This window comes from Prochlorococcus marinus str. MIT 9312 (genome assembly GCF_000012645.1).
GTDB lineage: Bacteria > Cyanobacteriota > Cyanobacteriia > PCC-6307 > Cyanobiaceae > Prochlorococcus_A > Prochlorococcus_A marinus_L.
Window position 1 is genome coordinate 1181319 of the sequence record NC_007577.1, and the last position, 12534, is coordinate 1193852.

The following is a 12534-nucleotide window of genomic DNA, read 5'->3' on the forward strand; positions in this document are numbered from 1 at the left end:
AAAAAAAACCTCCCTACTAGAGGAGAGGTTTTTTATCAGATTGAACTATTTTTGTGTAATTTTTGCGTTTTCCATATTGTCAAAAGCTTGACCAATTTTCTTAAAGTCAAACCCCATAGCTCTTAGAGCATGCCATAAATGACCTTGCAAGAAAAAGAATCCCAAATAGAAATGAGCATTTGCAAGCCAAGCTCTTGCACTATATACGCCAGAACCTAAGTCAACTGTGTCCGTAAAATAAGGAGCGAACTCAAATTGAAGCTTTAATGGCTCTCCATATAAATCAACTGGGTATATTGTTGTGTTTGAAGCACACCAGAATGCCGCGACAAAGGCCATATAGGAAACGCCTACTACTGAGTAAGACAAAATAGCTTCAGCACCTAGTAACCCTTTACCTTTAAATTCTGTATATTCTCCAAATTGCTTAGTAAAAATGTGGAAAATTCCGCCAATTATTTCTAAAAAGGCTAGAAATGCATGACCTCCCAGAACATCTTCTAGACTATCTATTTTTAAAAAATCAAATTGATGATTCCAAATAGCAGCAATATCCAAGTTGTAAATTACTTGTCTTGTTGAACCAATTGCAGGGTCATAGATCCCATGCCATTTAGCCCATTCCACGAACCAAATAGCTCCTATACCTAAGAAGATTAGATGATGGCCAAGAATGAAAGTTAATTTATCTGGATCATCCCATTCAAAATCGAATTTTCTTGGCTTACTGGTTTCAGAATAATCTGCAAGATCCCCGGCAAATTTGGTGGAATGTAATAATCCTCCAGCACCCAATACAGCAGAAAAAATTAGATGCAATGTGCAAATTACAACAATTCCATATGTTTCAGTAATAACTCCATTTTCAATACCACCTATCCCAAGACCTGCGAGGTGAGGTAAACAAATTAATTTTTGAGCACCCATTGGAATACTGGCATCGTAACGAGCTAATTCAAATAATCCAAAAGCACCTGCCCAAAACATCATAAGTCCTGCATGAGCAGCGTGAGAAGCTATGAATTTACCTGAACGGCCAACAACACCAGAATTTCCTGCGTACCAGTCATAGGTGACATCAGATTTTCCGTAAGTTTGTAACACTTGATTTAAATAAACAGCATGTTGAGCATATTGCTTATCAGTATGGGTTTTTACATGTTCTTTACAGATTTAATTACTTATGTAAAAAAAACATATTATGAAAGAACAAATGTTACAAATTGGGAAAGTAAATATCTTTGAAAGCTTACGCCAATGAAGGGATTTCGTCCTTAAGCTGAGAAGCCCATGTTTCAAGACGTGTATCGGTTAAATCAGATTCACTATCCTCATCAAGAGGTAATCCACAAAAGCTTTCTCCAATGATACTTTTAGATTCATCAAACGTATAAGAAGATTTATCTACGTAACCGACCATTTCGGCACCTGCTTTAGCGAAGTAGCTGTGAAGTTCTTCCATGGCATCACAATAGTTTTCTGTGTAGGTAGAAGAATCTCCTAAACCAAAAATTGCAACCTTTTTTCCTGATAAACTTAGTTCACCAATATCCTCCAGAATTGAATCCCATGCAGTTCCTGATCTTTCTTCATCAGCCCCAGTGTTCCAAGTAGGTATCCCGCAGATAATTCCATCAAGACCTTCGAATTCTGAAAGATCATCAACATCAGATACATCTTTAGGTGCTTCTGCCGAAGAAATAAAGTTATGAAGACGATCAGCTACGTCTTCAGTTTTTCCAGTTGTAGTTGCGTAATAAATTCCTACAGTCATAACTTCAAAATGTTTACCTTAAAATAATAAAATCTAAAAACGTTAAATTAATTTCTTTAAAAACTTTTTCATGTAAAATTTTATACTTTTTAAGGTAAGAAAATTTTTTTTGAAAATAATTTATAAACACATTTAAAACATCGTGACTGACAAATTTCAAAATGATATCAATAATCTTATTGAAGAATTTAACTTTAATGGAAATAAAAATTTCAAATTAATTGTTTTATTTGGATTATTGGGAGATTTTGATACCTTTGAATATGCAATAAATTTGAAAAATTTTATCGATAATCATCAAGATCAAAAAATAGATATTTTTGCCATTGCTATTGGCAACCAAAATGGGAAAGAAAAATTCTGTAACTTTACTGGCTTTCGAGAAGCAAATTTAAAAGTCGTCTCCGATAACCAAATCCATAATAATCTAAAAGTCTCCAGAGGATTAGATATAGGTTTAGGAGGCTGGATCAATATGCTGTTGATGTTATCCGGAATAAATTCTTTTAAAACACTCAAAGAAGTTTTTAGAGGTTATACAGGAGACCGTAAGGCAAAGCAAATATATTCAGAATTTGACAAAATTGACGTTTTACAATTTCTTAACTTCTCAGGTAATTCTTTTAAACAGGTTTTCGGGAATGGTTATTTAAGACCATTTGAACTCGCAACGTTCAGATTAAATAATATGAATGAAATCATCAAAAATTGGGGTGATTATATTCTTCATGAAAGATACCTTCCTCAAAGAGGTGCTTCTTTTTTATTGAATGATAAAAATCAAATTGTTTATAAGTTTTTTTCTAGTGATGTGCTTGGATATTCATCAAACATGAGGGATCCATTAGGATTTTTATCTGATTTAATTAAAGAATAGTTTTTTAAAACCTTTTTATGAATGTTGACATATTTGGATATTTTGCAGCGGTTTTAACAACAGCTGCATTTCTACCTCAATTAATAAAGACTTTAAAATCAAAAAAGGCAGATGATGTCTCTTTGACAACCTTAATAATGTTTATTGTAGGAGTTATTTCTTGGATTATTTACGGTTATAAAATTTCTTCTATCCCAATATTGATAGCTAATTTAATTACCCTAATCTTAAATCTCTTAATATTAATCTCAAAAATATATTTTTCAAAAACTCAAGTGATAAATAATTACTCTAATAAATATTAAATTTTAAAAATAATACTGAAATCTTAATTATTATAGAGCTAAATTTTTTAATCTTGAAAACTTCAAAATGCTGGGTATGGTTTAAAGGTAGCCTTAACAATGGGGGTTATTGGAAAGAAGGTTTTACATGTACTTTTGATGAGAAACCTGGGGTTTTAATAGAAAGTCCTGCATACGTAACTTGTAGAGTTCCTAATTGGAGAGTTTTGACTAAAGAACCAGAAGATTTATATAAATCTCCTTTAATTCCTGATCAAGCAATATGGAAAATCATTTAAATTATCTATATACAATAAATTTTTTTTGAATGCTCCACGGCAAGTTAATATTGCTTTATTAAATATTTAATTAATACCATCTTCTCTCTTTTTATAAATATTATACCTTTCTTAATTTTTGGATTTTTTCTTGGAAAAAAGAACCCAAAGATATCTGAATATATTGCAAGACCCCTAATAAAATTTGGCATTCCATTTAGTGTAATGGGTCTTTTATTAAAAGAGGGTATAGATATAAACCTTATTAAAAGTGCATTCTTAGCATTCTCCATAATTGGATTTTTAATAGTTTTAATAAATATATTCCCAATATTTAAAAAAAGGCTTCCAAATGCTACTTTGCAGCTTGCAGGCCTAATAGGTAATACATCATTTCTCGGAATACCAATTGCAATAGCACTTCTCCCTACAAAAACGATAAACTTTACCATTGGATATGACTTAGGAACAACACTATTCGCTTGGCTATTTGGGCCTTTTTTACTTCAAGAAATCTCGAAGAGCAACAATATCCCAAATTTCAAAAGATTATTAAATGCATTAATAAATAATCCTGCCTCTAAAGGGATCATTGGAGTACTATTGGCCTACCTTTTCCAAATAAATGAACTATTAGGAAATTACCTTTGGATACCAGCAAGAATAGTAATTGCATTGGCAATAATTATTGTTGGAACAAAACTTGGATTAATAACAAATCAAAAGGGTAAGATTTTTGATTTTAATAAAGAAATTAGATTTTCAATCTTACTTAAATTATTTATTCTTCCTTTTATTATTTTTCTAATAAGTAAATTTTTAAATTTTAACTTCTATCAATCATCAGCTGTAATCCTTCAAGCAGGGACCCCAGCTGCAATATCAAATCTTTTAATGGCAGAGGCTTATTGCGTAAACCAGAAGATTGCTTCAAAAATTCTTTTTACTTCCACTTTGATTTCAATAGCTACAATTCCTCTTTTAACAATTTTTATAAATGCATTTAGATAAAAAACTTAGAAAGGCCTTAAAAGCATGAATAATGAATATTGTAAAGAAAATATCCAGATAACTACATAATGTCTTAAGATTTAGGTTATGAAGTCAGCAAGCCCTGAAAATGAATATATCCCATTAGATCTCAGGATTTGTGTAAGGAGAGATACTCTAAGGCTAATCTCAGAGATGGCGGAAGATATGGGAATAAGCATTAATGAAGTTTTTAGTTTTTTAGCTGAAGATTCTGTCATCGACCTCGAATTACTCGAAGATTTGAATGAAATTCAAATTCCCAGTAAGTGTAGCCTTGATGACCTAAAAAACGCTCTTCTTAAAAAAAGACTTTGTTAAAATTTTTCAACTTTTCTATTTTCCCAGTCAGATTTATAACCACTATTCACTAAAAGTTCCGAATACTTATTTAAATCACTTTTCTGAATTCGCCATAAATTATAAATCCCATATTCGCCCAATTTTTGATGATTAATATTTGACCAATGATCTTGGCTCGAAGAATATTCATCAATCACGACCAAAAAAGATTTGTATTCATAATCAGGTTGATCCTCATAATTTTTTCTCCTATCAGTATTTAGCCTTTCTGAAAGATTAATTAATCCTTCTTTAGTATTTGGTTCATAAAAAACTATTTGTCTCGAATAATAATGTAAAGAGGGTTTTCTTATCCCGATCATTGCTAAAGTTTCCTTCCTTTCACGAATATCTGAAATTAATTTTGAGATATTCCTCAAAGGTAATTGCCTAGAAGTATCCGCTAATTTTCTAATTGGCGACATCAAAAAAGATTGCCCAATTAAAAGTAATATTTGAAGATAAAGAAAAATATTTTTGGATTTTAAAGAAAATAAAATTATTGCAAGAAGTGTAAATGAAGAAAAGAACAATTTAGCTTTAAAAATTATCCCAAAGCTTATAAGTTCTGATGCAAGATTTGGCATTTCAGGATCATTTATTAAACTTAACCAAATATTTGATAAAAAGAATGCTATTGATACTCCAAACAAAATTAAAATATTCAACATCCATAAAGATACATAACTTTTATTTGATTTTTTTAAGTTTATAAAGCTGTTACTAATTAAGATTGCCGCTGCTGGAATTGCTGGCAACCAATAGCTTGGTAGTTTCGTAGCAGAAATACTAAAAAAGATTAAAACTGATATTAACCAACATAAAGAATATGTATAAAGAGTTTCAGTGACATTGCAACTTTCTTTTGAACTTTTCAAGAAATCCTTAAAGGCTTGCAATATCCCATGATATAAAAAGGGAGTGAATGGTAATGAAGCCAATATCATTATGTAAAGAAAAAACCAGAATGGTTCTGCATGATTATTTACAACTGAGGTATATCTTTGAAAATTATGATAACCAAAAAAATTGTCCCAAAAAGGTTTGCCCTCTTTTATGAGTTCTAAAATGTACCATGGAACACTTATTAGTATTGTTATTAAAAAACCTTTCCTAGGATTTATCTTGCAGAGCAACGTTTTCCAATCCTTCTGAATAAATAAGAAAGATGTAATAGTCAATGTTGCCAAAACAAATGCAATAGGTCCTTTTGTCAAAATTGCAAACCCTAAAAATAACCATGCTGAAATGCATTGATCATTATTTTCACTTGCCATTCTTCTCCAAAACAAAAGCAGGCTAATACCTAAAGTTCCAGTTAAAAGAGCATCACTCACAGCAGTTCTACTCCAGATAATTATTAATGGAGACAAAGCAAAGCCTAATGATGCAACTATTGGAGTGAGGAATTGCCTATCACCCTTTTGTGGCCAACAAAACAACGTATCTCCAATCATCAACATTAAAAATAATGATCCCAAAGCTGAGGGGAGTCTTGCTGAGATTGTCCCAAAACTATCCCAAATCTCGTTTTTTGGTAATGAGTAAAAAAAACCCATTAGCCAATATATTAGTGGAGGCTTATCAAAACGTGCCATTCCATTGACTTTTGGCGTTAACCAATCCCCAGATTCACTCATTGCCCGTGCAGCAGCCGCAAATAAAGGAGGAGTTTCATCCACTAGTCCTGTAGTGCCCAAACCTAAGATAAATATAATGATCCCACAAACTAAAACTATCGATAAGGTTATAAGCCTTTTTTTTGAGTTAAGAAGAATCATTTAAAATTATTTATTTTATTTATATTCGTGCATTACCTTATTAAGCCAGTTCACAACCTTGTTAGCAAATATATCTGTGGAGGCATTTTTTTCTACCCATTCTCTACATTTATTACGCTTTATTTTTTCAATAATCTCTACATAAGAAAGCATATTTGTTTTATCATCAGGATCAGCAAGATACCCTATTTGCCCATGCTTAATAATTTCACTAGGGCCTCCCCTTTTATAAGCTATGACTGGCACCCCACAGGCTAAAGCTTCAACAACTACGTTCCCATATGCTTCATTCCATTTCGGAGTATTTAGCAAAACCCTACACTTACCAAGTTCTTTTTGCAATTCATTGGTTGATACAAAACCCATCCAATCTATAATTCCTTGAGGAAAAGATTGTTCTATCTTTGAAGCATAAGTCTCATCTTCTATAACTCCCCAAACTTTTAGTTTTTCGCCAAGTTCATTTGCGATATAAACAGCATCCTCTAAACCTTTCTCGGGTGCCACTCTGCCAATCCAAGCCAAGGGTCCCTTCACTGAATCTTGAAAAGTATAATTATCCAATTTAAAACCATTGCCAATAATTGTTGGATTGTTAATGAAAGGATAATCATTAGCTTGTATTTTGGAATGGAAAGCAAAATTTTGTGGACGTTTAGCATATACTTTTGAGATTAAATTACTTATTACCGAACTTTCAGAGCCCATACTAATTATGTGCGCAATGGGCATCTCTACATTTAAAGTCATCCAAATAGGCAACCAATCATAAGACATGTTCAACAATACATCTGCTTTTTTTGCTATTTCCAATCCCTTTTCTAGCATTCCTGCTAGAAGTGAATTGTCTGGGATGATTACAGGAGAATTATAATTTTGATGCTGCCAACTAATTTGATCTTCACCTTCTACAAAATATAATTTTGCTTTTTCATTAATTGCATTTAATTTAGAATTTTTAGGAGCTATCACCTCTACCGAATGACCTAAAGAAAGCAATCCTGATACCAAAGAATTTAAAGTTAATTCAACTCCTCCACCTTTTCCACTTCCAATGAAGCCTATTGGAGTACTAATCAAAACTATTCGCATTATTAGACTTTTTATACCAAGAACCTATTTAAATATTAGTGTCTGTGAATTTATTTTCCCATAAAAGCCTTCTCTGGCTAACAAAAAATACCGAGATAAGCACAAAAACTACTCCTATCCATTGAACAATAGTAAGTCTTTCATCTAACCAAACACCTCCACTGAGAAGAGCGAATACAGGAGTTAAAAAAGCAAGAGTACTAAATCCAGTTATTTCTTTATTGTTAGCAAAGTAAAAAAACAATCCATAAGCTATTGCTCCTCCAAAGATACTTGCAAATGACATGAGTCCCCATTCAAATATTGACCAATTAGGGATTATTTGAAAATTTGATTGTAAGCAATGCCTAATAATTAAGGGCACACTACCGAAAACCATGTGCCATCCTGTAACAGCAACTGGATCACTTTTAGTACAGGTGAATCTAATTAAAATTGTTCCTAGTGCCATAGCTAGCGAAGCTGCGAGCATCCAGATCTCTCCAAAGTTAAAAGCCACATCAGTCATGGCCTTATTAGACATTAACCACCAATTTCCTAGAAGTTCTTGCGGAACACCTAAGAATACTATTCCTCCCAGGCCAAAAAGTAAGCCTAACCACCCTATTGGATTAATTAAATTTCCAAAAATTGCCCTTGCTAAAATAGCTACCAAAAGGGGCTGAGAATCAATCAATACAGAGCCTAGACCTGCTCCAGTTTTTTCAATGCCATAAGTTAAAAATAACTGAAAAAAAGTAGCGTCGACAATTGTAAAAACAAAAAACCACTTCAAATCGCATTTATAAATTTTCAAATCTCTTTTAAACAAATATGTTGTAATTAGAACAAGAATCCCTGCAGGAAGTAATCTTAAAGAAGCAACAAACTCGGGTCCAGCACTAGATACCAAGGGGGTCATAGCTGCCATTGAAGTCCCCCAAAGTGCAAAAGGGAGTAACATTAAAAACCAATTTAGGATTGAATTCATTAAGTCTGCTGATAATCTTTTTAAAGTAGTTTTATGTATTTACCTTAAAAGAATGATTTGGCCTTTTAGACGAAAGTCAAAAAAAAGAATGGCTCGTATTTTAATTGATGAGCCTATTACAAGTTCAACAAGAGTTTCTGTTCTTAAAGCTCTTAAACAAATTGAGGATAGAGAATTTCCTGCTTTAATCGTGAGAATTGATTCGCCAGGGGGTACTGTAGGAGATAGCCAAGAAATATACTCTGCTATTAAAAGACTAAAAGATAAAGGTTGTAAAGTCATAGCTAGTTTTGGGAATATATCTGCATCTGGAGGAGTTTACATTGGTGTTGCATCTGACAAAATAGTTGCAAATCCAGGCACGATTACAGGATCTATTGGAGTGATTATAAGGGGAAATAATTTATCTGAATTGTTAGATAAAGTTGGCATAAAATTTGAGACTGTTAAAAGCGGCGTATTTAAAGATATACTTTCTCCAGATAAACCTTTAAGTGAGGAAGGTAGAAGACTGCTTCAAGGTCTAATAGATGAAAGCTACAAACAATTTACTGAAGCTGTTGCTGAAGGAAGAAATTTACCCGTTGAAGAAGTAAGAAAATTTTCCGATGGAAGAATTTTTACTGGAACCCAAGCAAAAGAATTAGGACTTGTTGATGAAATTGGAGATGAATTTGTTGCCAGGGAAGTTGCCGCAAAAATGGTCAATATTGATCCTAAATTGCAGCCTTTAACATTTGGGAAGAAAAAAAAGAAAATACTTGGATTAATTCCTGGAAGTAAAGTTATTGAAAGAGTTATCAATTATATTTTCTTTGAGATTGATTCATCTAATAAAATACTTTGGTTATACAAGCCTTAAATTAATAGTTATAAAAAAATGAAAGATGATTATAAAATTACATTTATTCGAGGAGCTACAACAGCATCTGGTAATTCTATTGAAGAAATTGAAGATGCAGTAGTTGAGTTAATAGATGAATTAATTTCACGCAATAGTCTTATTAAGTCGAACTTATTATGCATTACATTCACCGCGACAAAAGATTTGGATGCATGTTTCCCTGCTTCAATTGCAAGAAAATGTAATGGACTAGATTCAGTAGCCTTTTTAGACTGCCAACAAATGCATGTATCAAATGATATAGATTTTTGTATCAGAATATTGGCTCAAGTTTTATTGTCGCCAAATAATCCCGTAAAGCATCCCTATTTAAGAGGTGCTGCAAAATTAAGGACAGATAGATGTTAACCTTAGTAAAACAATTTTCCCTTCTTAAATTGGGATTGCCCTAATTAAGCCTGTAAAAATTTTTTCCTCTATGTTAAAAAAAACAAAGAAGCTTCCTTTAAGTTTTAGAATTTTAAGATTTTTTCTTATTCCTGCAATTTTAGTTTCAATTCCATCCTTTAATAAGATCCAAGATGCTAAAGCAGGATTGGAGTTCCAATGGGAGCAAGACAGTGGTTACAAAAGATTAAAGTGGTTTCAAAAAGAAAATAAAAGAAATTTTAGAAATACAATTTATTTTTTCTTGAGGCCATATGACAGGAGAACTGATTATTTAAAAATAAATTTAACCAATCCTAAACCCTTTAAAGCAAAACTGAAAAAAGAAAAAATTAGTCTTTGCAAGGTAAGAATAGGCGGTTTTGAGGATCGAACTAAATGTTTAGAAAATGTTCCAGCCGATATTGAAATTAATTCCGATAAAAAATCATCCTTACATTCAATAAACATTTACCCTTATAGTCCAATTCCATCTAATAAAGACAGTTATGCGGTTGTTTTAAAAGTTACTAATCCAAAGAGACAAGGGCTATATCAATTCCACTCTTATGGGCAACCTAAAGGGAAATCGGTTTCAAGTTATTTAGGAAGCTGGACTATAGTGATCGATTAAATGATAAATTAATTATGGATAATTAAAAAAATGACTAAAAGAACTTTTGGCGGAACTTCAAGAAAAAGAAAACGTGTATCCGGTTTTAGAGTAAGAATGCGTTCTCATACTGGTAGAAGAGTTATTAAAAGCAGAAGACAAAAAGGTAGAGAAAGAATAGCTGTCTAACCTAAAATTCAAATGGCCTTACCTAAAGATATGCGATTGAAAGGTCATAGGACTTTTAATTATATTCATAAAAATTCCATAAAATATCATGGGAAATTAATGACTTTTAAAGTAGCAAGATCAAATCCAGAAATCCTCTTATCCCATAATCACACAAATGCCTCAAACAATTTCAGGGCTGCAATAGCTATCAGTAAAAAAGTTTCTAAAAAAGCTGTAGATAGAAATAAAATAAGGAGAATACTGCAAGAGTGGTTAATAACAAATATCCCGAAAATTAATAGCCACAAACCTTATTGGTTACTTGTTAACCTTAAATTTGGAGATTTCTGCAATGATAAAAATAAACTTTTGGAGGAATTTCAAAACTTAATGTTCAAATCTCGACTAATCAAATGATTAACATGAACGAAGAAACATTTTACGAAGGTGGTCCTGCAAAAAGTGATTTAATAATAAATCTACTTGCAGGCGTAACTCTTCTTGGTTTGCCATTTACCTTTGCCGCAATAGTTAGAGCATTGTGGTTGAGATATAAAATTACAAACAAAAGGATTACAATTGATGGTGGTTGGTTTGGTAAAAACAAAACACAAGTTTCATTAAGTAATATTGAAGAAATAAGATCTATTCCAAGGGGATTCGGTTCATATGGTGATATGGTTCTTATTCTTAATGACGGATCAAAGGTTGAAATGAAATCATTACCTTTGTTCAGAGAAAAGCAAAAATTTATTGAGAAAAATTTGAATAAAAAAACACAAATCCCAAATCTAAACGAGGTTGAAGGATTTGCTACTAAATCCTAAATAAATTAATTACAAAAACCTTTTTTTCCTGTAAAATAAAATGTCTAGTAAAATTACACTTTCTTTAATATCGTGATAGGGTTCATTTCTGAAAAACTACTTATCCCGATTCTAGATTTTTTCTACGGCTTAGTTCCTAGTTATGGTTTAGCGATTGTTGCATTAACAGTTGTGATTAGAATTGCACTTTTCCCTTTAAGCGCTGGGTCCATTAGAAGCGCAAGAAGGATGAAAATTGCACAACCAGTAATGAAAACAAGGCAAGCAGAAATAAAATCTAAGTTCTCAGGTGATCCAAAGAAACAGCAAGAAGAATTAGGAAAACTAATGAATGAGTTTGGCAGTCCTCTTGCGGGTTGCCTTCCATTGATTGTACAAATGCCTATCCTATTTGCATTGTTTGCAACCCTAAGGGGATCACCATTTGCTGATGTTCCCTACAACATAAATCTTAAAGTCGTTCCTCAAGATCAAATTGCGGCTATTGATCCAAAACCTTATAAATCCCCAAGACACTCTATTTTTATTACAGAAAAATCACATTTTCCTGTAATCGCTACCATTCCAAATGGAACTAAATTAGGGACAGAAGAATCAATAAAAATAAATTTACAAACAACAAATGGTAATAGCTATTCAGAAGTTTTATCCAAATACGATAATGGATCAAAATTTCTCCCTTCTTGGAAGGTATCAAAAGGATCAGAAAATATAAAAGTTTCCCAAGATGGAACAGTAACTGCGATTAAGCCAGGGGATGCAACAATAGAAGCGAAGATCCCTGGTCTAGCTGCAAAAAGTGGTTTTCTTTTTATTAAAGCTCTCGGTCAGGTTGGTTTTTATGTCGATGGGGCTATTAATTGGGATATTGCTACACTAGTTGGTGCTTTTGGATTAACTCTACTTCTATCTCAAGTTTTGTCTAGTCAGGGGATGCCTGCTAACCCACAGCAATCAACAGCTAACAAAATCACACCAATCATGATTACTGGAATGTTCCTGTTTTTCCCACTACCAGCAGGAGTATTACTATATATGGTTGTCGCAAATATATTTCAGGCATTTCAGACCTTTCTTCTTAATAAAGAGACTCTTCCAGAGAATCTACAGAAAATTCTGGATCAGCAATTATTGGCAAAAGATGAAGTAATAACAACTTCTGCTTCAACCATCTCAGAGAAAAGACTGCCTTTTGAACCAAACAGTAAAAAATAGTTTTAATTTTA

Annotated in this window: 17 protein-coding genes; 12 read left to right on the plus strand and 5 right to left on the minus strand. The window is 32.4% G+C overall.

Going from position 1 to position 12534, the window contains the following annotated elements; all coding sequences use genetic code 11:
• Positions 1-45: 45 nt before the first annotated feature.
• Positions 46-1104, minus strand: a complete 1059-nt coding sequence (locus PMT9312_RS06570) for a chlorophyll a/b binding light-harvesting protein (RefSeq protein WP_011376817.1) — start codon at positions 1102-1104, stop codon at positions 46-48.
• 145 nt (positions 1105-1249) lie between these two features.
• Positions 1250-1774, minus strand: a complete 525-nt coding sequence (fldA, locus tag PMT9312_RS06575; protein WP_011376818.1) for a flavodoxin FldA — start codon at positions 1772-1774, stop codon at positions 1250-1252.
• Between the two features lie 142 nt (positions 1775-1916).
• On the opposite strand from fldA, the gene PMT9312_RS06580 reads away from it, so the two are divergent.
• The 5 genes from PMT9312_RS06580 to PMT9312_RS06600 all read left to right on the plus strand — a co-directional run bounded on the left by PMT9312_RS06580 (position 1917) and on the right by PMT9312_RS06600 (position 4563).
• A complete protein-coding gene (locus PMT9312_RS06580; RefSeq protein WP_011376819.1) occupies positions 1917-2651 on the plus strand; it encodes an AhpC/TSA family protein in 735 nt (244 codons plus the stop codon).
• 17 nt (positions 2652-2668) lie between these two features.
• A complete protein-coding gene (locus PMT9312_RS06585; RefSeq protein ID WP_011376820.1) occupies positions 2669-2956 on the plus strand; it encodes a SemiSWEET family sugar transporter in 288 nt (95 codons plus the stop codon).
• Between the two features lie 53 nt (positions 2957-3009).
• Positions 3010-3234, plus strand: coding sequence for a hypothetical protein (locus PMT9312_RS06590; protein ID WP_011376821.1), 225 nt, complete (start codon positions 3010-3012; stop codon positions 3232-3234).
• 204 nt (positions 3235-3438) lie between these two features.
• Complete coding sequence (locus PMT9312_RS06595; protein ID WP_011376822.1) at positions 3439-4224, plus strand: AEC family transporter; 786 nt, start codon at positions 3439-3441, stop codon at positions 4222-4224.
• Positions 4225-4311: 87 nt separating this feature from the next.
• Positions 4312-4563: a hypothetical protein gene (locus PMT9312_RS06600; RefSeq protein WP_011376823.1), complete on the plus strand. Its 252-nt coding sequence runs from the start codon at positions 4312-4314 to the stop codon at positions 4561-4563.
• Here the strand turns inward: PMT9312_RS06600 and PMT9312_RS06605 are convergent.
• Genes PMT9312_RS06605 through PMT9312_RS06615 form a run of 3 tightly spaced genes read right to left on the minus strand, consistent with a single transcriptional unit; the run spans position 4560 to position 8427 of the window.
• The gene (locus tag PMT9312_RS06605; protein WP_011376824.1) at positions 4560-6365 is read right to left on the minus strand and encodes an ArnT family glycosyltransferase; all 1806 of its coding nucleotides are present in this window, start codon (positions 6363-6365) and stop codon (positions 4560-4562) included. The genes PMT9312_RS06600 and PMT9312_RS06605 overlap by 4 nt on opposite strands.
• Before the next feature lie 15 nt (positions 6366-6380).
• Entirely contained in the window at positions 6381-7457 is a 1077-nt protein-coding gene (locus tag PMT9312_RS06610; RefSeq protein WP_011376825.1) for a glycosyltransferase family 4 protein, read from the minus strand.
• 28 nt (positions 7458-7485) lie between these two features.
• Positions 7486-8427: a DMT family transporter gene (locus PMT9312_RS06615; protein WP_011376826.1), complete on the minus strand. Its 942-nt coding sequence runs from the start codon at positions 8425-8427 to the stop codon at positions 7486-7488.
• A gap of 52 nt (positions 8428-8479) precedes the next feature.
• On the opposite strand from PMT9312_RS06615, the gene sppA reads away from it, so the two are divergent.
• From sppA to yidC, 7 genes are all read left to right on the plus strand, one after another.
• Entirely contained in the window at positions 8480-9289 is an 810-nt protein-coding gene (gene sppA, locus PMT9312_RS06620) for a signal peptide peptidase SppA (protein WP_011376827.1), read from the plus strand.
• Between the two features lie 18 nt (positions 9290-9307).
• Positions 9308-9679, plus strand: a complete 372-nt coding sequence (gene aroH, locus PMT9312_RS06625; protein WP_011376828.1) for a chorismate mutase — start codon at positions 9308-9310, stop codon at positions 9677-9679.
• A 70-nt stretch (positions 9680-9749) separates the two neighbouring features.
• Positions 9750-10331, plus strand: a complete 582-nt coding sequence (locus tag PMT9312_RS06630) for a DUF2808 domain-containing protein (protein ID WP_011376829.1) — start codon at positions 9750-9752, stop codon at positions 10329-10331.
• Positions 10332-10361: 30 nt separating this feature from the next.
• Positions 10362-10499, plus strand: coding sequence for a 50S ribosomal protein L34 (rpmH, locus tag PMT9312_RS06635; RefSeq protein WP_002808184.1), 138 nt, complete (start codon positions 10362-10364; stop codon positions 10497-10499).
• Between the two features lie 12 nt (positions 10500-10511).
• A complete protein-coding gene (locus tag PMT9312_RS06640; RefSeq protein ID WP_011376830.1) occupies positions 10512-10898 on the plus strand; it encodes a ribonuclease P protein component in 387 nt (128 codons plus the stop codon).
• A complete protein-coding gene (locus PMT9312_RS06645) occupies positions 10895-11308 on the plus strand; it encodes a PH domain-containing protein (RefSeq protein ID WP_011376831.1) in 414 nt (137 codons plus the stop codon). The genes PMT9312_RS06640 and PMT9312_RS06645 overlap by 4 nt, the downstream gene beginning before the upstream one ends.
• 72 nt (positions 11309-11380) lie before the next feature.
• Positions 11381-12523, plus strand: coding sequence for a membrane protein insertase YidC (gene yidC / locus PMT9312_RS06650; RefSeq protein ID WP_011376832.1), 1143 nt, complete (start codon positions 11381-11383; stop codon positions 12521-12523).
• The last annotated feature ends 11 nt before the right edge of the window (positions 12524-12534 follow it).